At 38.8% G+C, this 17,001-nt stretch carries 31 protein-coding genes; 7 read left to right on the forward strand and 24 right to left on the reverse strand.

Annotation, left to right across the window (positions count from 1 at the left end; genetic code table 11):
• Positions 1-73: 73 nt before the first annotated feature.
• The 20 genes from NL111_RS05915 to NL111_RS06010 all read right to left on the reverse strand — a co-directional run bounded on the left by NL111_RS05915 (position 74) and on the right by NL111_RS06010 (position 10,717).
• Entirely contained in the window at positions 74-1,420 is a 1,347-nt protein-coding gene (locus NL111_RS05915; RefSeq protein ID WP_285110038.1) for a PBSX family phage terminase large subunit, read from the reverse strand.
• Positions 1,413-1,904 (reverse strand): terminase small subunit, encoded by a 492-nt coding sequence (locus NL111_RS05920; RefSeq protein ID WP_285110039.1) that lies wholly within the window; start codon positions 1,902-1,904, stop codon positions 1,413-1,415. The genes NL111_RS05915 and NL111_RS05920 overlap by 8 nt, the downstream gene beginning before the upstream one ends.
• Before the next feature lie 495 nt (positions 1,905-2,399).
• Positions 2,400-2,843 carry an ArpU family phage packaging/lysis transcriptional regulator gene (locus NL111_RS05925; RefSeq protein ID WP_285110040.1) on the reverse strand — a complete coding sequence of 148 codons (444 nt, stop codon included), beginning with the start codon at positions 2,841-2,843 and terminating at the stop codon, positions 2,400-2,402.
• Positions 2,844-3,186: 343 nt separating this feature from the next.
• A complete protein-coding gene (locus tag NL111_RS05930; protein ID WP_285110041.1) occupies positions 3,187-3,438 on the reverse strand; it encodes a hypothetical protein in 252 nt (83 codons plus the stop codon).
• Positions 3,438-3,746 carry a hypothetical protein gene (locus NL111_RS05935; protein ID WP_285110042.1) on the reverse strand — a complete coding sequence of 103 codons (309 nt, stop codon included), beginning with the start codon at positions 3,744-3,746 and terminating at the stop codon, positions 3,438-3,440. Before NL111_RS05935 ends, NL111_RS05930 begins: the two co-directional genes overlap by 1 nt.
• Before the next feature lie 109 nt (positions 3,747-3,855).
• A complete protein-coding gene (locus tag NL111_RS05940) occupies positions 3,856-4,032 on the reverse strand; it encodes a hypothetical protein (RefSeq protein WP_159219778.1) in 177 nt (58 codons plus the stop codon).
• On the reverse strand, positions 4,032-4,592 hold the full coding sequence (locus NL111_RS05945; protein ID WP_285110043.1) for a DUF1642 domain-containing protein: 561 nt from the start codon (positions 4,590-4,592) through the stop codon (positions 4,032-4,034). Before NL111_RS05945 ends, NL111_RS05940 begins: the two co-directional genes overlap by 1 nt.
• Positions 4,593-4,594: 2 nt before the next feature.
• On the reverse strand, positions 4,595-4,888 hold the full coding sequence (locus NL111_RS05950) for a hypothetical protein (protein ID WP_159219780.1): 294 nt from the start codon (positions 4,886-4,888) through the stop codon (positions 4,595-4,597).
• Positions 4,878-5,012 (reverse strand): hypothetical protein, encoded by a 135-nt coding sequence (locus NL111_RS05955; protein WP_285110044.1) that lies wholly within the window; start codon positions 5,010-5,012, stop codon positions 4,878-4,880. Before NL111_RS05955 ends, NL111_RS05950 begins: the two co-directional genes overlap by 11 nt.
• A gap of 41 nt (positions 5,013-5,053) precedes the next feature.
• Positions 5,054-5,425 carry an N-acetylmuramoyl-L-alanine amidase gene (locus NL111_RS05960; protein ID WP_285110045.1) on the reverse strand — a complete coding sequence of 124 codons (372 nt, stop codon included), beginning with the start codon at positions 5,423-5,425 and terminating at the stop codon, positions 5,054-5,056.
• Positions 5,412-5,561 carry a hypothetical protein gene (locus NL111_RS05965; protein WP_285110046.1) on the reverse strand — a complete coding sequence of 50 codons (150 nt, stop codon included), beginning with the start codon at positions 5,559-5,561 and terminating at the stop codon, positions 5,412-5,414. Before NL111_RS05965 ends, NL111_RS05960 begins: the two co-directional genes overlap by 14 nt.
• Positions 5,558-5,959, reverse strand: a complete 402-nt coding sequence (locus tag NL111_RS05970; protein WP_285110047.1) for a RusA family crossover junction endodeoxyribonuclease — start codon at positions 5,957-5,959, stop codon at positions 5,558-5,560. The genes NL111_RS05965 and NL111_RS05970 overlap by 4 nt, the downstream gene beginning before the upstream one ends.
• The gene (locus NL111_RS05975; RefSeq protein WP_285110048.1) at positions 5,952-6,572 is read right to left on the reverse strand and encodes an RNA polymerase subunit sigma-70; all 621 of its coding nucleotides are present in this window, start codon (positions 6,570-6,572) and stop codon (positions 5,952-5,954) included. The genes NL111_RS05970 and NL111_RS05975 overlap by 8 nt, the downstream gene beginning before the upstream one ends.
• Positions 6,573-6,689: 117 nt before the next feature.
• Positions 6,690-7,505, reverse strand: coding sequence for an ATP-binding protein (locus tag NL111_RS05980; RefSeq protein WP_285110049.1), 816 nt, complete (start codon positions 7,503-7,505; stop codon positions 6,690-6,692).
• Complete coding sequence (locus NL111_RS05985) at positions 7,486-8,208, reverse strand: hypothetical protein (protein ID WP_285110050.1); 723 nt, start codon at positions 8,206-8,208, stop codon at positions 7,486-7,488. Before NL111_RS05985 ends, NL111_RS05980 begins: the two co-directional genes overlap by 20 nt.
• A gap of 37 nt (positions 8,209-8,245) precedes the next feature.
• A complete protein-coding gene (locus NL111_RS05990) occupies positions 8,246-8,470 on the reverse strand; it encodes a hypothetical protein (RefSeq protein ID WP_098040711.1) in 225 nt (74 codons plus the stop codon).
• Entirely contained in the window at positions 8,460-9,137 is a 678-nt protein-coding gene (locus NL111_RS05995) for a putative HNHc nuclease (protein ID WP_241531674.1), read from the reverse strand. The genes NL111_RS05990 and NL111_RS05995 overlap by 11 nt, the downstream gene beginning before the upstream one ends.
• Positions 9,138-9,147: 10 nt before the next feature.
• Entirely contained in the window at positions 9,148-9,573 is a 426-nt protein-coding gene (ssb, locus tag NL111_RS06000; RefSeq protein ID WP_285110052.1) for a single-stranded DNA-binding protein, read from the reverse strand.
• Positions 9,566-10,258, reverse strand: coding sequence for an ERF family protein (locus NL111_RS06005; RefSeq protein WP_285110053.1), 693 nt, complete (start codon positions 10,256-10,258; stop codon positions 9,566-9,568). The genes ssb and NL111_RS06005 overlap by 8 nt, the downstream gene beginning before the upstream one ends.
• Positions 10,259-10,717 carry a chromosome segregation protein SMC gene (locus NL111_RS06010; protein WP_235019139.1) on the reverse strand — a complete coding sequence of 153 codons (459 nt, stop codon included), beginning with the start codon at positions 10,715-10,717 and terminating at the stop codon, positions 10,259-10,261. It lies immediately after the preceding gene.
• 224 nt (positions 10,718-10,941) lie between these two features.
• On the opposite strand from NL111_RS06010, the gene NL111_RS06015 reads away from it, so the two are divergent.
• Positions 10,942-11,634: a DUF4145 domain-containing protein gene (locus tag NL111_RS06015; protein ID WP_053905900.1), complete on the forward strand. Its 693-nt coding sequence runs from the start codon at positions 10,942-10,944 to the stop codon at positions 11,632-11,634.
• On the opposite strand, the gene NL111_RS06020 is transcribed toward NL111_RS06015, so the two are convergent.
• The 4 genes from NL111_RS06020 to NL111_RS06035 form a co-directional block, all read right to left on the reverse strand.
• Entirely contained in the window at positions 11,610-11,795 is a 186-nt protein-coding gene (locus tag NL111_RS06020) for a hypothetical protein (protein WP_053905901.1), read from the reverse strand. The two genes, NL111_RS06015 and NL111_RS06020, sit on opposite strands and share 25 nt — an antisense overlap.
• A 101-nt stretch (positions 11,796-11,896) precedes the next feature.
• The gene (locus tag NL111_RS06025) at positions 11,897-12,226 is read right to left on the reverse strand and encodes a DUF771 domain-containing protein (RefSeq protein WP_285110054.1); all 330 of its coding nucleotides are present in this window, start codon (positions 12,224-12,226) and stop codon (positions 11,897-11,899) included.
• A 13-nt stretch (positions 12,227-12,239) separates the two neighbouring features.
• A complete protein-coding gene (locus NL111_RS06030) occupies positions 12,240-12,965 on the reverse strand; it encodes a Rha family transcriptional regulator (protein WP_243909992.1) in 726 nt (241 codons plus the stop codon).
• A 92-nt stretch (positions 12,966-13,057) separates the two neighbouring features.
• Positions 13,058-13,246: a helix-turn-helix domain-containing protein gene (locus tag NL111_RS06035; RefSeq protein WP_201197922.1), complete on the reverse strand. Its 189-nt coding sequence runs from the start codon at positions 13,244-13,246 to the stop codon at positions 13,058-13,060.
• A 264-nt stretch (positions 13,247-13,510) separates the two neighbouring features.
• Between NL111_RS06035 and NL111_RS06040 the strand changes: the two genes are divergently transcribed.
• From NL111_RS06040 to NL111_RS06065, 6 genes are all read left to right on the forward strand, one after another.
• Positions 13,511-13,849, forward strand: coding sequence for an XRE family transcriptional regulator (locus tag NL111_RS06040; RefSeq protein ID WP_285110055.1), 339 nt, complete (start codon positions 13,511-13,513; stop codon positions 13,847-13,849).
• A gap of 3 nt (positions 13,850-13,852) precedes the next feature.
• Positions 13,853-14,263, forward strand: a complete 411-nt coding sequence (locus NL111_RS06045; protein WP_195918524.1) for a hypothetical protein — start codon at positions 13,853-13,855, stop codon at positions 14,261-14,263.
• Between the two features lie 61 nt (positions 14,264-14,324).
• Positions 14,325-14,969 carry a hypothetical protein gene (locus tag NL111_RS06050; protein ID WP_285110056.1) on the forward strand — a complete coding sequence of 215 codons (645 nt, stop codon included), beginning with the start codon at positions 14,325-14,327 and terminating at the stop codon, positions 14,967-14,969.
• 18 nt (positions 14,970-14,987) lie between these two features.
• Positions 14,988-15,875 (forward strand): DUF5067 domain-containing protein, encoded by an 888-nt coding sequence (locus tag NL111_RS06055; protein WP_285110057.1) that lies wholly within the window; start codon positions 14,988-14,990, stop codon positions 15,873-15,875.
• Positions 15,876-16,026: 151 nt separating this feature from the next.
• Complete coding sequence (locus tag NL111_RS06060) at positions 16,027-16,224, forward strand: hypothetical protein (protein ID WP_005917307.1); 198 nt, start codon at positions 16,027-16,029, stop codon at positions 16,222-16,224.
• 97 nt (positions 16,225-16,321) lie between these two features.
• Positions 16,322-16,999: a hypothetical protein gene (locus NL111_RS06065; RefSeq protein WP_159209602.1), complete on the forward strand. Its 678-nt coding sequence runs from the start codon at positions 16,322-16,324 to the stop codon at positions 16,997-16,999.
• The last annotated feature ends 2 nt before the right edge of the window (positions 17,000-17,001 follow it).

Below are 17,001 nucleotides of genomic sequence, written 5' to 3' on the forward strand. Positions count from 1 at the left end.
CTGCTGGAAATACCAGCGTATTGTTATCAGTTACTAATATGTTTTCATTAATTCCTTGGATAAGACCACCTCCTTAAATATAATCATTTCTCAATACTGCGGCTTTATTGCCTTGCTTAAGTCCTAGTTTGGAAGCTAGGTCCATAATGATGTACTTAAATGCGTCACACGTATGGTCGTCTTCTTTAATAACTTTAGGTTCGTCCAGTTCAAAAGTCTTATCATCCCATGAATAACGTTCATGCTGGTCAATAAAGATTTTATTGTCTTCATTATCCAAATAATAAACTCGTCCTTGAGCCAATAAGTTAGACACGAAGTCAATCATTTCAGCTTCCTTTTTCTTAATCACTCCGTGCCAACGCAAATTAAACTCCTTTACGAATTCGTTTCGCATAGCACCTTCTGCTGAATCAATCGTTAACTTGATGTATCGCTTGTTCCCATACCGTTTTTGTACGGAATCTAAAAAAGACTTAATCTCGGGGACTAAGTCGCTAGGCGCCTTCTTATTTGCTTTGTTGTGCGGACTATAGTAATAAGTGTCTAACACGATCACTTTTCCTTTAGACGTCAAGCCAATAACAACGGCTGTCGTAGCCGAATTAATGTGCCCCGCATCCAAACCAACGGCTAATGATTTAATCTCATCATCGGTTGGTATCTCTTGCAATTTGTGGAACAACTTCATGTTGTACACATTGTTACCGATACCGATTGATTTACCTAAGTACAGCCATGAATAATAGTTATAGTCATTCTGCTTGTATTTCTCAATCATGCGCAGTTGTTCAGGCTGGATAATACCTAGCCTATCCATAGTGTAATCAGACGTATCAATGAAATAGTCCTGGTCTCCTGCCATCTCTTCTGCCCATTGGTTAACCCAATTATATTTACTTTTAGGGGGGTTGAACGAGTAGAATATCTTAACGGCATCTACGAACGGGCTTTTTTGACGTACAAAAGTACTGTTAGATTGGTCAAATACTTCACCGCTCTTAAAGTTGCTTATTTCTTCGTACCAAAGTGCAATTACATTGCTAATCGTGTTCGACTTAAGCTTTTCTGGATTGTCAGCACCATAGAATCTAAAAGTAGAACCTGTACGTATGTGTTCAATTTTCATAGGACTAACACTAGATCTAAACTCACTAGTCATACCCAGCATATCAATTGCCCATTTAATCTGGTTAAAAACTGAATCACGTAAATTAACAGCATTCTCACGAACGCAAACTATGTTGGCTTTGTGATTGCGCTGAATCTGTTGCTTCATCATCATAACCAACTTAAGACTAATGGTACTGGACTTAAACGAATTACGCCCGCCTTTGAGAATGAAATAATTCTTGTTGGAATTAAAAAACTTGTAAAAGTGCGGTTGTATTAAGTCACTAAGTTTAATTACCTTATTCATCTGGCAAATCACTCACAATCACTGTCTTATCTTCTAAGTTTGTAGCATCGGTCATTACTTTGGCTTTGTACTCACTTATATCAGCTTCCGCGGTAATCTTTCTAATCTGTTGTTCAAGCAACTTATCGTTGTCAGGATAACGTTTAAGGATCTCTTTAGCAGCACTAATCTTGGTTTTAACATCAGCCGGCACCTTCACCGTGCTTACATCGTACTGTGTGGTGACCACCTTCGTTTCAAGCTCCTTGCCTCTAACTACATTAGTAAGGAATTCTAAAGCTTCCTGTGCCCCCATAATGCGGTCTGATTCAATCTCTCGCATCTTTTTATCGATGTACGATTTAATCACAGGTTTTAACAAGTTTTCTGAACCAATTTGTTGTGCTGAACTCTTCTTATAGCCCGCATCAATAGCTGATTGAGTAGCATTGCCAGTCTTGATGTAGTTATCCGCAAACTTCTTTTGTTTAGCTGTTAGTTTCATTACATATCACCACACCTCCTTTAGGACAAAATAAAAAGCCACACAACGATAGCGTCATGTGACCTTAGTTATAAGAATGAGATGGTAAGGATTTGCACCTTACATATACTGGATTTTGTACTCTCCTACTTGTTCTTGGCTTCTTTCAACCTTAGCTTCGGATAGCGTCTACCTATTCCGCCACATCTCACCTGGTAGTTGTCCCCGATGGTTTCCGAGTAGGACTTATGCTGGCCTTTATGTATCTCCACCAGACTTCTTTTGTGTTTGCTTATCCGTGACTACCAACTACGACGTCAAACACACCGGTAATAAGACAGCAAGGAATCGAACCTTGCGACAAATGTAACATGCCTTTCCTTGATTGAATTTGTTGAAACGGAAGTTCGCCGAACCATCTGCCTTACATCTTTCGATACTACCAATATAACGGATACTAACTCCAAAAGTACTCAAGTTTTACTCCAAATTTACTCCAGATTTACTCCACTTTTTTTATTTTACAAAAGCTTGGCACTCCAGCCTTTCAGCTACATCTAATAGTGCTGCTTCATGCCAATTAAAATAAGTAGTCGATGACATGTTGTAATACCTGTTGGGCAGTCGTTGCATTAACGCGTCCATGTAGTAGCCGTGATCTTCCTCATAGCCTTCACAATAGACAATTTTAAGCAACTCACGGTAATGATACTTTCTACAACTGTTGATCGCCCAATCTACCCATTTACAGAACACTTTACCTTTTTCGGCATTAATCATTCTTTGCTCAACATATTCTGGAGCTGGTGCCGTTGCACTTGGTGCCCCATCGCCAAAGCTGGAGGTAACTTTCGGGTTAATTGGAGCATTTATGTAAGCTTTGTACTTACGATATTTAGACAATATTTTTCTTGCGTTATACTTGGTCTGTTCTTTATCTAATTCTGGTAATAATGCCATGCCCCGTCACTCCTGCTATAATAATATTGTTGAGATTATTAGATCGAGGGCACGTCTACGAGGTGCTCTTTTTTGTTGACATCATTCATCTATGTTAATTTACCCGTTACTCTAGTTTCTTGCCACAAAATGGGCAATATTTAATTCTCAAGCTATCAACAACTGCATTTTCTTTTTTGAAAATCACTTTATAGCCACGGTCATCAAGGACAATACGTGCCGAAAATCCGTTCCCAACGTCCTTTGCTTCCCCCTTATGGTACTGACATAAGTATTGGGTCCATCTTTCCAATATTCGTTTTACCTTGTTTTCAAAATTAGCGCAAACATATCTTACCTTTATTTATCTCACCTCTTCATAAGTCTTCCTGAAAATGTCATCCGCGATTGGCCAATGTTCACCATCGACGCCTGTAGCAATCCAGTCACCTATATTGATAGCCAAACCGCCTTCAAGGGTTGGTATTGAAAACGTAGGACCCCAACCGTCAATTACAAAGTTTTCTTTCACAATTCCATATTTTTCTATCATCTCTGCCGAACCATCGAACTGTTCTGCTTTAATCGTTGCTGTCTTACGAAATTTCTTTAACATTATTCGCCCTCCATTTTATTGCTCGGTAGTTCTTTAATTTTAATTAAGGCTTCCACAGCTTCTTCCCAGGTCAAATAGCCAAGTACATCGTTAGTAATTGGTGTACCGTATTCTAGATCGCCCTCTGGGTTAACACTAAAATCTAACACAGCTAATTCCAAACCATAACTACCCGGAGCGTATATCAGGCTTGCACCATAATCATTAGGAAATCTATATTTATTTTGTAACCCCACAGTCATACGACTTTTAGGGATTTCATATTTTGAAAATTCATTTAATTTTTGAATCGGATTTATTTCAGTCATTTACTATTCCTCCGTTTTTCTACAGGCTTCCTACTGGCTTTAATTAAAACGCCTTATAAACGTTGATATTACGGCTTTCTTTTCTGCTGGTTTTCTTCCCTCTCTATAATTAGCGGTACATCGCATTTATCTCGACATTATTACTGATTAATTTTTCCGTTATCTGTCTTAATTCTTTCGCGAAATCATCATCATGCCGGTTAATGTTACGCAATACTCTTTCAAACTTGTTCATTAACTTTGCCTGTTCATCCTGTAATTTCTGCATTTCTGTTTCCCAATCCATTAGTCTTCTACCTCCTCAAACTCAAGCAATCCAGCGTTGTTGTAATTTTCAAACTCCGGCCACTTTTCTTTAGCTTCCTCCTCTGTGAGAGCACCACCCGTAATTCCATCACTGCCCACAAGGCCTAAAATTACCTTTCCTTCATCATCTAATCGAACGTACTTCCTAAGACCGTGTATTCCTTTTAACTTAACTACACGTCTTGGTTCTTCAACCTCGTAACCATTGGCAATTGCATTAAGCAATAGTTTTTGGTTGCTTATATCGTTTAGCCATTCATAATGTGATTCTGTACTACCAGCATGATTGCGTATCCAAAAAATAATTTCCAACAGATTTACTTCATCGCCATAATATGCTTTTGCCTTTTCAATCCAATCCGCAACAAACTTTGGAATAACTACTTTCTTTTCTTGCAAATTTTCTAAAAGTTTAATTGCGTAATCACAACCTGAGGCATACCCTTCTTGATATTCCCCACCCACAGGGTCTTCAATATAATCTGAATGTGCTTCCACCATGCGCTTTGTTAGCTCTTCTTTAACTTCTTCAATATCCACTATTAATCGCCCTCCTTAAATCTCTTTAATACTGGCTTAAATTGCTCTTCTAGTCGGTCCAATTCATCTAAATACTGCGACAATTCCATCACATCGTTGTTGTCACGGATCATTAAATGAATGGCAGCGTTAAGAGCGTGCCTGACACTCGGATAGAAACCAAGTTGCTTCATGACAGGTAAATTGTCCTTGTCTAACTTAATCGCCCCAGAATCATCTCTGACGAACTTCAACAAGGTGTGATTGTTGTGACTCTCAATTTTAATCTGGTAATCTTCGTTAATTTTAATAATCATTTTTTCTCCCCCTAATCAGATAAGCGATTCCACTAATCCACGTTTGTAAAATAATCGCTGCTATAAAGATTGCTACGCCAATCAGTCCGCTATGGACCGCATGCCCGATTAACACTGCTGGCAACAGCCAAAATACACATGAGAAATACCACAACATGAACATAATTAGATTTCCTCCGGTTCAAATTCCACATCAATGCCTACCTTCGCCATGCCGATCGCAATTTCTTCAGCTTCCTTTAACGCTGCTTCTTTTTCAGCAAACAGCTTGGCTTCTTCTTTCGGTGCTGTCCATGACACTTGGTTCATGTAGCCTTTATCGTCCTTATTCTTCAATATGTAGAACTTGTGCTGTTCGACTTCGAAGTTGACCTGTTCGCCAATCGGACTAATAGCCGCGTGTAAGATGTCCGCCTTCTGTTTTGCTTGCTTCCATTTTCTGAATACTGTGGCATCTTCAATACCCACGTATTGGTGGACTTGATTTCCTAGCCTACGATAATATCTATTAGTTCCTGTGATCTTAATCAAGTACATCTTTTTCATTCTCCTTTTTAAATTTCTTTTTCCGCCAATGTTCCTGTTCGTCGACTACGGCTTTTTCAATACGTTTTAAATCATCAATCGTGTAATTGTTGCCGTAGATTTCTCTAACAATTTCCTCTGCCGTCATAACTCTTCAACCTCCATTTCAACTCTAGGCTCTTCGGCATACATTTTTTCCATCTCAACGCTCACTATCTGGTTGTCATCGTGCCAGACAACGCCTGTGCACGCGTCTGTGACTGCTTTAAATAGATTATCTATGTCAGGTTTAAAGATGGGTCTATGCTCGTTAGATAGCCTTCTATTACGTTCAGCCTTTGATACGCTTTTCTGTACCGACCGATAAAACGTAGTCTTAACTTTCAGTGCGCCCATTAGTGGTTCGCCTTTGTATTGATTTCTTACGGTCAAATGTGCATTGTCCTTATATGCCTTGTATTTCGGGGCAATGTACGCCCAACCTTTCCGCGTCACTCTCGGTCTACTAGCGGCTACTGGTTCGCCATCAATTACTAGCTTAATCACTTGAGGACACCTTCTTTTTACATACCTTGTACCAATGACTAGCGACGTTATATCCTACCATGCCTAATTTTTCGGCAATTTCATCGAATGTTGCACCCTTGCTTCTTTCGGCAATCAGAAACGCGTCTTCTTTTTTAGTCCACGTCTTAGGTGTCCTCTTACTATTATCTTTTTTAATTTCAATTCCGAGTTCCCGCAAATCTGAATAAATCTTCTGGACCTCTACACCTAGCTTCCATGCAATGTCAGCATAGCTAAGACCCTTATCAAGCATTTCTGGAATTAGTTTTTGCCGGGCAACCTTCATCTTGTGCTTCATCATGCTAATCTCACCAATATACTTACGCTTTTTAACTTTGGAGATGCTCAATCCGCGAGCTTTGCGAAAACCTTCGTAGTCGCCACGATCCAATAACTCTTGCTCAATATCGGATTGTTTAACAGCTGTGCCTGCTTTTACATAGCGCATGGGCTCCGGCATGTCCATGTAAACGCTATCCTTACGGTCACCCTCATATTTTGTGTAGTTCTTAAGCATCCACTTATGCAGGTCCGACTTATGTTCGCTTTCGCCGTATACTTCCTTGCTATTAATCCCGACCAAACGCCACATTAGCTTCACGCTCCTTTTCCTTTCGGTATTCTACATTGCAATTCGGGCAGGGCATCACCTGCATAATTGCTCCATTCGTTTGGTACACAATCTGCGTACCGCCACATAATTTACACATTAGAAAATCGCCATCCTTTTATCTTCTGTTTTTTCAAATTTGATAATTGCGTCGTTCTTAACGACACCCTTGTACATCCGACTTAATAATTTCGGGTTATATATTTCCGATAGTTCCTTACTGCTCAAATTAGTAGTGATAATCGTCCGGCTCCGCTTGTTTAAGACGCCAAACAGTACCTGCTGTACATATTCACTTGCTTCTCTTGATTCCCGCTTAAACGACGCCTCACTGCCCAAATCGTCCAATACAAGCAAGCTAACCTTACCAAGCAAGTCCACCATGCGAGATTCGGTGTAGTAGCTATCCCGATGCTCGAACGAATCCTTAATCTTTCGCATCATCTCGTTTATCGAAATGAACAAACAGGAAGCGTTAGGCTTGATGTTCTCATTGACACCCTTAAGCATGGAGATTGCTAAATGCGACTTACCAACCCCCGGCTTACCAGTAATGATGGTGTTAGCTTGGTAATTGCGATCCATATACCTGTATGCAATTCGCTTAGCTTTTTTTAAGTTACTCTCCGCTTCACTACCAGCTTCAACCTCGTAATTGTCAAAGCTCGCCTGCCACAAGTCCTCATCATCAATGATCGAATCTTTTCGTAGCACATCATGGAAGCCACGCTTGTAGTTCCGCAATGCACCTATCGTGACTAACTCGTTATTTTTATGCCTACGCTTCTCCTCAACGCATCTAGGACAGAAAGGCTCATGGTTAGCCAACATTAATAACTTTTGGTCGGGATGAATTTGGCAGTATTCGTTTGTCTTTTTAACATGCTTTAAAAGTTCAAAATTCAACCCCGCCATACGAAGACCCTCTCTGTGCATTAGATTGTTGTCGCGTTTGATATTCATCATCAAAACGTCCATTAAACCAAGTAGATCCATTCATCGGTCGTTTCCACGTATTAATAGCTAGGTCTTGTTTATAGAGTGCCAACCGTTCCAATAGATACTCGTTAGTATTATTGGCGCTCTTTCGTCTCCAAGCCTTGTAATGACTGAAAGCTTGTTTCTTACCTGTTTTATTCGGGTAGTCTTTCCAGACTGCTTCAAATTCTTGTTCAAGGGATGGTTGTTCATCGTCAGATGAACTATTATTTATATCCTTACCTAACCTATCCTTACCTAACCTAACCTGTGGTGACGGGTCGTCGACGGCCCGTGGACGTAACGTATACGCACCATTTTCATCCTGCTCTAATTGTTCCTTTTCATCGCCGTAAATCGTGGTGTTGTAGGTATCCTTGCGGATATAGTTGTGGATTTTCCAATCCTTGATAACTACGACCCCGGATTCAAATGCAAATATAAATTGCTTAGCTAACAACAATTTCAAATCATCATCGCTTGAACCAATCATTCTTTTAATTGTTTTGGCGTTCGAAACGAAACCATCATCATCGGCGTGCATATTAAGGTGAAAGTACAATGCCTGTGATGATAGCGGCATGTCTAAGAACGTGTCTGTGTCGGTTATTTTCTTACTGAACATCCTTCGTTGTGCCAATCAATCACCCCCATAGTTTCCTTTAATTCCCAATTCCTTATAACTTCTGATTGATTGCTTTTGAATAAAGCCAATTGTCAACTAATATCAGGGCTTCTTGTATTTCAAGATAAGAAGCTCCTTTTTTCTGCATTTCTTCAACTATTTCATTTGCAAGTTTTAAGGATTGCTCCAGTATTAAAAGGTTCTGCCCCTTTAATTTGTAAATATTTTGCATATGTTGATCTATTTCTGTATTTAGTGGTTTTTCACTAAGCTTCATCGTAATTCCCCCTGATTTTTAATCGTTTTAAATCTTCGACACTCAATTTGATACCGTTTACTGGCACGTGATACTTAGCGGCAAACTTAGCTGATGTAATACTTTCAATTTCGCCATGATGCACTCTGCAAAGCGGTAGTACATGCCGTTTTGAATGGTCAATCTTATTTCGGTTCGTTCGCCCGACCACGTCCACATGATGGATATCTGCATACTTTCCGCAAATAAGACAGACCCGATGTCTACAGCATTGATAAATGAAGTACTGCTCCTCTCGTGGTAGCAATTCGTAGCCTTTTTTAAACGGTACTCGCCATTCGAACATGAAATCGATGACCAGGTCTAGCAACTGGTTAGCATCGCTGACCGTTGATTCTGTGTGGTCTGATAAGCTGATTTTTTTACCCGCGGTGTAATATTCGTATTGTGTATAGAACATTGATTTCAGAAATTCCGCGGGTACTACGAAGTACGTTTCAATGTCATGCAGCAGGGCGAAAAATAATCGTCGCTGTTGTACTCGTGCTTTCCGCGGGTCTGCAACCTCGAAATCAATATAAAACTCACTCTGTGACCCACTAACGGTCTGGATATGATCTTGATTTAGCGGTTGTTCTAGATGAATAACCAAGTCTTTGCCTCGTTGTTCCGCTCTCGCTCTCTGCATCTAATCATCCCTAGAACGGTAAATCGTCGTCACCAATATCAATTGACTGTCCGCCATTAGCGAATGGATCTCCCGGCGTTGATGCTGGCCGTGCGTTATTTTGCTGGTTGCCTTTTGGTTTCGAATCTAGCAGTGAGAAGTTATCCGCCACAATTTCAGTTACATAAACTCGTTGTCCTTGTTGGTTTTCGTACGAACGGGTTTGAATCCGCCCTTCAATACCTACCAATGAACCCTTGTGTGTATACTTAGCAAAGTTTTCCGCTGCTTTCCGCCACATTACACAGTTGATGAAATCTGCTTCACGTTCACCCTGTGAGTTGGTAAACTGTCGGTTAACTGCCACGGTAAAACTAGCTACCGCATCGCCTTTAGCTGTGTGGCGAAGCTCAACATCTTTAGTTAAACGTCCTATTAGTATTGTTCGATTAATCATGGTGCCCCTCCTGTGTTTTGCTGACGTGGTCCAGTTGCTTGGTTACAAGTACGATCATCTGGTTAGCTGTCTCGTAATTTAAGTCGTTGATATGGGCAACATGTGCCTTATTTAGATACGCCGATTTAACTACGGCCTCTGGCTTACCAGTGGCGGTTGCCATTGCCTTAAATAGTGCCGTTAATGTTTCGTTTTGTTCGTTAGAAATCGGGTCAGGTTGTTTTTTGCTTTCAACATTTTTTTGAAACGAATCGGGATCCATGTCGTCGGTTGCGATATTGAAAAACTTAAGTAGAAAGTACTTTTCACCGTAAGTTAGTGCCTTACCAACGCCCTTTTCACCTGCTGTGTCAACACCTTGCGCATACCATGGGCATTCGATTGTTTCTTCGGGGTTATCACTGTTAATCCACGTCATCGTCATAATCAGCTCGGTAAAGTACACCACTGCACCTTTCTTATTTGAGCTAGTCATTACATTTTTGCTCGTGATTCGAGGAATCAGTAGCACGCCTTCTTGGTCCATTAATTCGTGGATCTGTCCCAAGACGTCCGATGAACCGGCATAGCTGTACTGCGTTGATCGTTGCGATTTCTGCACATACTTTGCACTAGCATGGATTGTCTGTAGTTTTTGGTACAATGTTTTAGGTTTAACCTCTTCTTTTGTTTTAGTTGTTGCCATCTAGTCCACCGCCTTAACTGATAACTTGTCTGGTTTTTGTCGTGCTACATAAGGGATTAGTGCTCCAGTTTCCGTGTCGACTAGTTGCCCGTTTTTTGATGGAACAAATCGACCTTCGGCAACCATGCGTTTAATTGCTGATAAGTTAGGCTCTTGTTTTACTAACGCCTCATCAATTCCAGAAAGTGACTGCACAATTTCTTTAGGCTTCGCATTGTTTGCCTTCGTAACTTGCCACCACGTTGGTTTGCTAGGATTGCTTTCGGTTCGAACATAGCGCCAAGTAGCGGTCTGTAATTCACGTCCTTGAAATAAGTTGAGCTCCTCTTGTTCGACCTCACTAATCCGATCACGAAGCTCGTCAATTTGAATATTGATACCTTCTTTATCGTGCTTTAACTTGCGCAATTTACGATCTAATTTGCTTCGTTTAGCTTCTAACTCATCAATCTTCATCATGTTTGCTCCCTTCAAATAAAGCTTCGGTTTCTTTGTTTTCACGTTCTGTTTCCCAAGCTCTTTCTAAGCTTGCGCTTAACTGTTTATTGTTCATGTGGTACACTCTCCCTAAGGTGTTTTATTATTTTTGGCCTGCTATTGCTGTAGCAGGCTTTTTATTTTGATTCATAATTTATAGGTTCCTTCTTTCTTGTATAATCGATATAGAAAGGAGGTGAAATTTTTTGGAAACTAAAGTATTTAATTATCGATCAACACTACAATGGATGCCCTCTGCGGAAATTGAAATTCCATCATTATGTCCTAGGTGCTCGGTTTCAAATAACCCTATTTTTTATATTGAGGGACACAGAGCGTTTAAAGATGGTGATGTCGCTTTCATATCACTACAATGTTCTTATTGTTCACGTTGGTCATTTATTGTGATTCAAAAAGGCGAAAATCATCACTGGAATCTTTTATCAGTATCACCAAATAGTCTAAAAAGAGAATTCGATTCTGCTATAACCAAGTGCTCACCTCGCTTCGTTGAATCTTACAATGCTGCATATAATGCAGAACAAAATGGTTATCTAGATTTGGCCGGCTCAGGTTATCGCGCTTGTGCTGAAATATTAATAAAAGATTGGGCATTGAAATATTCTGGAGAAAGTAAAGAGCAAATTTCGAAATACAAATTAAACGATGCAATATCACATTTTTTTAATGGAAACATAGCAGCTTTTAATGCATCTGATGTAGTTCGTTATTTTGGAAATGACTTCACTCATTGGGACAGACCAGAAGACTTTGACGCGCGCAGAACACTGGATGAAGTTAAAATTTATCTAGATATTTTAATTCAAAATATTCTGCTACAATTAAAAATTGCTAACCCGCCAGTTGGACGTGGTCATTCTGTTTCAAAAAGTAATTGACCATCTTCACTTGAGTAATAATGTTCAACAAACCTAACTGGATTTTCTGTTGATCCATCTCCTTTTCTGGTGGTTATGTGAATAACTTTTAAAACCTCTACTTTGTAGGGGTTTTCTTTTTGGAGATTTGCAAGAACCTCTTCTTTACTTAGATATTTCATTGTCTTCACACCTCCTTACTCGAAAAATGAATTAAATCCAAAACGACCAAATGCGTAGGCCATCCCTGCTATTACCAACATTGCTATCAGAATTCTCATTGCTAATTCCCCCTCATAATCACTTCTTTGTTATCATCAATAAATTCCTTGATTTCATCGGCAAACATCCACCATGTACCACCTTTGCCACCGCCACCAAGTGCCCCCTTATCACGAAGCTCTTGCAATTGTCTGTATAAATGTGGATTAGCTAAGACGTTAGCGGTAATCCATTGAGTGCTCTTATTGAGCATGTAGCTTTTCAAGTCGTCCATTTTCCAAATTTCGTGAGCCTCCGCTTTCTTCTTGGTGATTTCCCATTCGATACGGTCAACTAAAACTTTGTCAGCTGGTATCTCGAACTTAATGTTCGCTTCAACAATTTGAGCCACCTCTGCTACCTCCTTACTCTCCTAAGGTTGTTTGCCCCGCTGGAACCTTACTCATCTCTTTAATGATCTGGACTGTTGCGGTAGATGGTTGCCAGTTATTGATGAATTCATTGGCTTTCTCAAAGTCTTTCTGACGTAATTGCGACCGCGTCTTAATTCCAGTTACTTCATTAAGTCCTCTGTTGATGTCCTTAAACAACTTGCTACGCTGTGCAGCTGTTAATGCCAGTCCGTGAATTTTGATATATTCATTAACTTTTTCCGAAACACGGCGTGAGATGTATCCATATTCGCCCACATCCAAGCGCTGATTATCCTTCAAATACTTAACGTCACTACCGATTCGGTTTACCTTGTTATTGGTTTCTTCTGTTGCATCAAACATCAATTTCAATGCTTCCATTGGCGTTTTGGGTAATTGAATACGTTCTGCCTTAATGGTTTTTTCCATCTGGTTGAAAGCTTCAATGTATTTAAGTTTGAATCCTAAGGCCTTTTTACCAGTGAATCCCATTGCCAACAACGTGAATCCATCTCGGTTCATATAGACCACTTTTCGATCGCGCCCATAAGAATCTGGTTCAGTGCCTTCCGAAAACATCTCCCCAAAATTGGGGACATCTTGTTTCATCTGAGAAATATCCCGCAAAATATGATCATGTCGCTTTCCAAACACTTCTGCTACTTGTAAGCTGGTTGTTACTGCTTGTTGGTCTTTCATGATTACTAATTCGTTCATTCTTATTTCCTTCTTTCTTGTCCCACACCTATATACATGTATAAAAATCTGAGAAAATGCCAGTTTTTGGTAAAATTCTTTTATTTTTTCTCCTAGATTTTAAAAGCGTCAATTATTTTTAAAATTAATTTATTAGCGCTTGGCCCGTGGTTTTCTCCGCTCAGTACTTTCTGCATATATGAATGTGATACGTTAAAAGTTTTTGCGAGACTACGGGAGCTAATTCCTTCTGACTTTAAAAATTCAATAATGGCATCACGCCCGCCTTTTGTTTCTGGCAACAAAATCACCCCCCTAATTTTTAAACTAATTTATCAAGTTTTGTTGACTTTTTTTAAACTATAGTTTAATATAAAGCCATATTAAATAAGCAATTAAAGCCCACTACCACCGCAATTCCTCGCCAAAGTTGTTGCCATTGATGGGTATGTTTTTTATTGCCTAATTACTTGATGAGTTAATAATATAACTATAGTTTAAATAATGCAAGTGTTTTTATAACTAAAGTTTACTTTTTTCTCATCAAACATAGGAGAAACGTTATTATGACAATGTTTGACAGAGTAAAAGAAATTTCAAAGAAAAGAGGATTAAGTCTTGCTCAGCTAAACGAAAAAGCGGGATTTAAGCCAAATGTTATATATTCTTGGAAAACAAAATCACCTTCTATTGATAAAGTTGAAGCTGTAGCAAATGTTCTAGGTGTATCTGTAGACTATTTATTAGGTAAAGAAGAGAAATCCTCTACCACCAATGAGCCTGTTGACTTAGACAAGGCTCTATCTGAGGAAGGTATAGCTATGTTCGACGGTAAGCCGTTATCGGAAGAATACAAAAAAGCTCTATTAGCAATGCTTAGAGCCAATAAAAACAGTGGTGAATAGTCTATGCGCAATGATTTACATGATGATTTATTAGCACGTCTTATCTATATTGCAGACAAGGCGGGGATTAAGATTACAGAAATTGAAGGAAATTCCAGCGACCCAGACGTCGCATTTTGCAAGCAAAGAATTATTAATGTAAATAAAAATTTTGAGAGCGATATTAGTGTGTCTTTTCGGCTTGCCCACGAAATTAGCCACATCCAATTTTCACCGCCAACATTTCTTTACACTTTTTCTCCTTACATAAGAAATAAGGAAGAACGTGAAACCAACGAACGTGCCATTCACATAATTTCACGTTTAATTTATGCCGAAGTCCCAAAGGAGCAGCGAAATTGGCTTAACTTTATGAATGAGTTTCATTTACCGACGTGGTTCGAACCTCTAGTTAAAAACATCATATATGATTAAAATAATTGCCCAATAATCTGATGGCTAAAAAAGCTGTACACATTTTGGAGGAGTGTTCGCTATGGTAACATCGTTTACAGTTATTTTATTAATAGCATTAATTGCTACTTGGTACTTTTGGAAAAAGTCTCCAAATAAAAAGTATAGAAACGTGTCTATTGTAATTGCTATAATCTCATTTTTTGTGGTTGGATATTTCGGTAAAGATAGTACCGCAAAACCTAACAAATCTGTAGAAACGGAAAAAGTTTCTACGTCAAAACAATCACGCTTTTCTAACATTAAACTTGGAATGACTAAGAAAGAAGTGATCAAAGAGCTTGGTAAGCCTGATTTTCAAACTTCCCGTAACTTAACCTACGGCAAAAAGGACATTTATCTAGTTGACAATAAAGTTATTGGTGGTAATTACAAATCACTGCAAAAACAAGTTGACAAGAAAAATGCTGAGAAAAAAGAAAAACAAGAGCAATTAAAAGGGGCTGCTCAAGCATTTGGAAAAAGGAGTACAAAACATTTAGAGAGTATGCCAAGTACCTATAAAAAGATACCCCTAGCTACCGGTGAAACCATGTATAGTTGGAAGACGGATTATGGATTACTAGTTCGCGTTGATTCAGCAGACGGAGCTACTACTAAAGTATACAAATATGATAAAAAGGCTGATGACGGGCTTGGTGAGTTGTTATTTACTGGTCAAAATTAATAATTGGAGGAAATCAGAATGAAGAAATCACTAACATTGGGAGTAGTACTTATATCATCGATTATATTAGCCGCCTGTGAGAACAAGAACTCGAATGTGGCTACTAATCATTCTAGTAGCTCATCAAAAGTGGAAAAAGCCACATCAAAAAAGACTGATCCGTCTAAGCGTAAGTGGACGTACAAAAATAATATTTTTGATGCGGGAATTGAAACTTATAAATTTACTAAAACTGAAATCCGTGATTCTGCTACCGTAGGCAAAAAAGTATTGGTCATGTATTGCGATATAACTAACAACTCTAAAAAAGAACAAGACCCATCTAATATCTACATGGTTGTCCACGCCTACCAAAAAACAGGCACCGCTGATAAGAATTTAAGTGTAGGGATGAATGCATACGACGAGAACGGCAATGATCCACTGCAAAAATATAATGACGGTCTACAAGACAAATTATTAGCAGGCAAAACTACGCACGCAGCTATTATGTTTACTCTGGCTAATGACAATGATGTTACTGTTACATTCCAAAACCCAGAATTTAAGACTATTGGTAAGAAAGTTATCTCAGTTAAAGGACTAGGTGCATCTACTTCATCTAGTTCATCGAATGCATCAAGTGCGTCATCGCAAGTAGCTCAAGCAAGTGCTTCACGGAAAAGCCAACCTAGTACTGCCCAAAGTTCTGTAGCTGCCAATAGTCAAAAGCAAAATCAAGTTGCTGCTTCATCCAATCCTAATCAATCGTTGACTGATTTTGTAAATGAATATGGCATGTCACCAGCAGCCTATAAGATGCAACATGACGGCATGTCCGAAAAAGAAGCTCTAGATTCGACTCCGCGTGGAATGAAAAGTTCCGGAGAAATCCAAAGGCAAAATGAATTAGACAATCAGCAATAAAATAAAAAAGCCACATCCCCTAACCGCCAAGTAAGATGTTAGAACGTGATTGGCCGATCATTGCAGCTAACATCCCTGGTATTTTCTTAGGATTTTTTACATTCTATACCGCGTTACATTAATACTTTATTTACAAAGGAGCGAATAGTTTATGGAAACGAGTATTATGGCTATCATTGGAATAATTATATTTTTTATTGGAGCATTAATAATAACTCTTGGTCGAACTTTAAATATCTTACGTTTCTTTTTTGGTGATCGTAGTATGTTTACGCAGATGTTTTGGGGAATTATCTTTATCTGCATTGGCTTATTTTTAATCATACTTGGTAGCCCTCAGCTTAGATGATATCCTCTTTCCACTCCGGTGACTAGATACAGTCCGACTCTGTATGTGGGAATTAAAAAAGCATCCCAATATGGATGCAGAAAGAAAGTGATTATTTATGAAATCAATGTCATTAAGAAAATACACAAAATTTAATATCCGAGAGGATGATGGTTCTTTAACAATTCAACATAAAGGTACAGACGTTGGTAATATTTCGAATCCTGGTGATTCTCGAATAATTTCAGGTACTGCTTTTAAAATTTTTGATTGTAATTTTTATAGAACCTTTGAGGAACAAATTATTTTAAATGACGGTTCAGTTGTAGATTCATATAAAAAATCAGAAAATTTTAGACTATATTTGTCTGAAAGTGAACATATATTGTTTGTACCTGGTGCGACGAGTACGATAAGGGCATTCTTAAAGGACTTACAAACATCATATCCTGATAAAATTGAACTTTCGCTAGTGAACTTTAATTTCAACGCAATTAGATCTAATGAATCAATAACTAAAGGCGTTTGGTTTAAAGTACAGGATGACATAGTTGATAGTAAAGCATTTTTTGGGGACGAAGTCGATCAAAATGATGAAGCTAATAATGCTTTAAATAATGAGGATGCTACCTACATTATCTCTCAATTCGATATAGCTGGGGTTGAAAGAACTATCGGTTTTTCTAAAAAGGGCGCGATTGTTTCTTACAATTATATTGCAGCTACTCCTGAAACACCATTGCCATATCTGCAACTATCATTTGATGTTTATAAACAAGTGTCATCTTTAATGTAGCT

Origin of the sequence: Pediococcus sp. AC40 (genome assembly GCF_030252485.1) — a bacterium.
Classification (GTDB): Bacteria; Bacillota; Bacilli; order Lactobacillales; family Lactobacillaceae; genus Pediococcus; species Pediococcus acidilactici.

Excerpts from the sequence above, each read along its gene's own strand:
- NL111_RS06040 (WP_285110055.1), top strand. The coding sequence starts at position 13,511 with ATGACAATGTTTGACAGAGTAAAAGAAATTTCAAAGAAAAGAGGATTA.
- NL111_RS05925 (WP_285110040.1), bottom strand. The coding sequence starts at position 2,843 with ATGGCATTATTACCAGAATTAGATAAAGAACAGACCAAGTATAACGCA.
- NL111_RS05930 (WP_285110041.1), bottom strand. The coding sequence starts at position 3,438 with ATGTTAAAGAAATTTCGTAAGACAGCAACGATTAAAGCAGAACAGTTC.
- NL111_RS06045 (WP_195918524.1), top strand. The coding sequence starts at position 13,853 with ATGCGCAATGATTTACATGATGATTTATTAGCACGTCTTATCTATATT.
- NL111_RS06030 (WP_243909992.1), bottom strand. The coding sequence starts at position 12,965 with ATGAACGAATTAGTAATCATGAAAGACCAACAAGCAGTAACAACCAGC.
- NL111_RS05995 (WP_241531674.1), bottom strand. The coding sequence starts at position 9,137 with ATGCAGAGAGCGAGAGCGGAACAACGAGGCAAAGACTTGGTTATTCAT.
- NL111_RS05975 (WP_285110048.1), bottom strand. The coding sequence starts at position 6,572 with ATGTGGCGTTTGGTCGGGATTAATAGCAAGGAAGTATACGGCGAAAGC.
- NL111_RS06005 (WP_285110053.1), bottom strand. The coding sequence starts at position 10,258 with ATGGCAACAACTAAAACAAAAGAAGAGGTTAAACCTAAAACATTGTAC.
- NL111_RS05940 (WP_159219778.1), bottom strand. The coding sequence starts at position 4,032 with ATGGATTGGGAAACAGAAATGCAGAAATTACAGGATGAACAGGCAAAG.
- NL111_RS06065 (WP_159209602.1), top strand. The coding sequence starts at position 16,322 with ATGAAATCAATGTCATTAAGAAAATACACAAAATTTAATATCCGAGAG.
- ssb (WP_285110052.1), bottom strand. The coding sequence starts at position 9,573 with ATGATTAATCGAACAATACTAATAGGACGTTTAACTAAAGATGTTGAG.
- NL111_RS05915 (WP_285110038.1), bottom strand. The coding sequence starts at position 1,420 with ATGAATAAGGTAATTAAACTTAGTGACTTAATACAACCGCACTTTTAC.
- NL111_RS06060 (WP_005917307.1), top strand. The coding sequence starts at position 16,027 with ATGGAAACGAGTATTATGGCTATCATTGGAATAATTATATTTTTTATT.
- NL111_RS05980 (WP_285110049.1), bottom strand. The coding sequence starts at position 7,505 with ATGGCGGGGTTGAATTTTGAACTTTTAAAGCATGTTAAAAAGACAAAC.
- NL111_RS05920 (WP_285110039.1), bottom strand. The coding sequence starts at position 1,904 with ATGAAACTAACAGCTAAACAAAAGAAGTTTGCGGATAACTACATCAAG.
- NL111_RS06055 (WP_285110057.1), top strand. The coding sequence starts at position 14,988 with ATGAAGAAATCACTAACATTGGGAGTAGTACTTATATCATCGATTATA.
- NL111_RS05965 (WP_285110046.1), bottom strand. The coding sequence starts at position 5,561 with ATGACGGCAGAGGAAATTGTTAGAGAAATCTACGGCAACAATTACACG.
- NL111_RS06020 (WP_053905901.1), bottom strand. The coding sequence starts at position 11,795 with ATGAAATATCTAAGTAAAGAAGAGGTTCTTGCAAATCTCCAAAAAGAA.
- NL111_RS06050 (WP_285110056.1), top strand. The coding sequence starts at position 14,325 with ATGGTAACATCGTTTACAGTTATTTTATTAATAGCATTAATTGCTACT.
- NL111_RS05950 (WP_159219780.1), bottom strand. The coding sequence starts at position 4,888 with ATGATTATTAAAATTAACGAAGATTACCAGATTAAAATTGAGAGTCAC.
- NL111_RS05960 (WP_285110045.1), bottom strand. The coding sequence starts at position 5,425 with ATGTACTTGATTAAGATCACAGGAACTAATAGATATTATCGTAGGCTA.
- NL111_RS05935 (WP_285110042.1), bottom strand. The coding sequence starts at position 3,746 with ATGACTGAAATAAATCCGATTCAAAAATTAAATGAATTTTCAAAATAT.
- NL111_RS05990 (WP_098040711.1), bottom strand. The coding sequence starts at position 8,470 with ATGAAGCTTAGTGAAAAACCACTAAATACAGAAATAGATCAACATATG.
- NL111_RS06010 (WP_235019139.1), bottom strand. The coding sequence starts at position 10,717 with ATGATGAAGATTGATGAGTTAGAAGCTAAACGAAGCAAATTAGATCGT.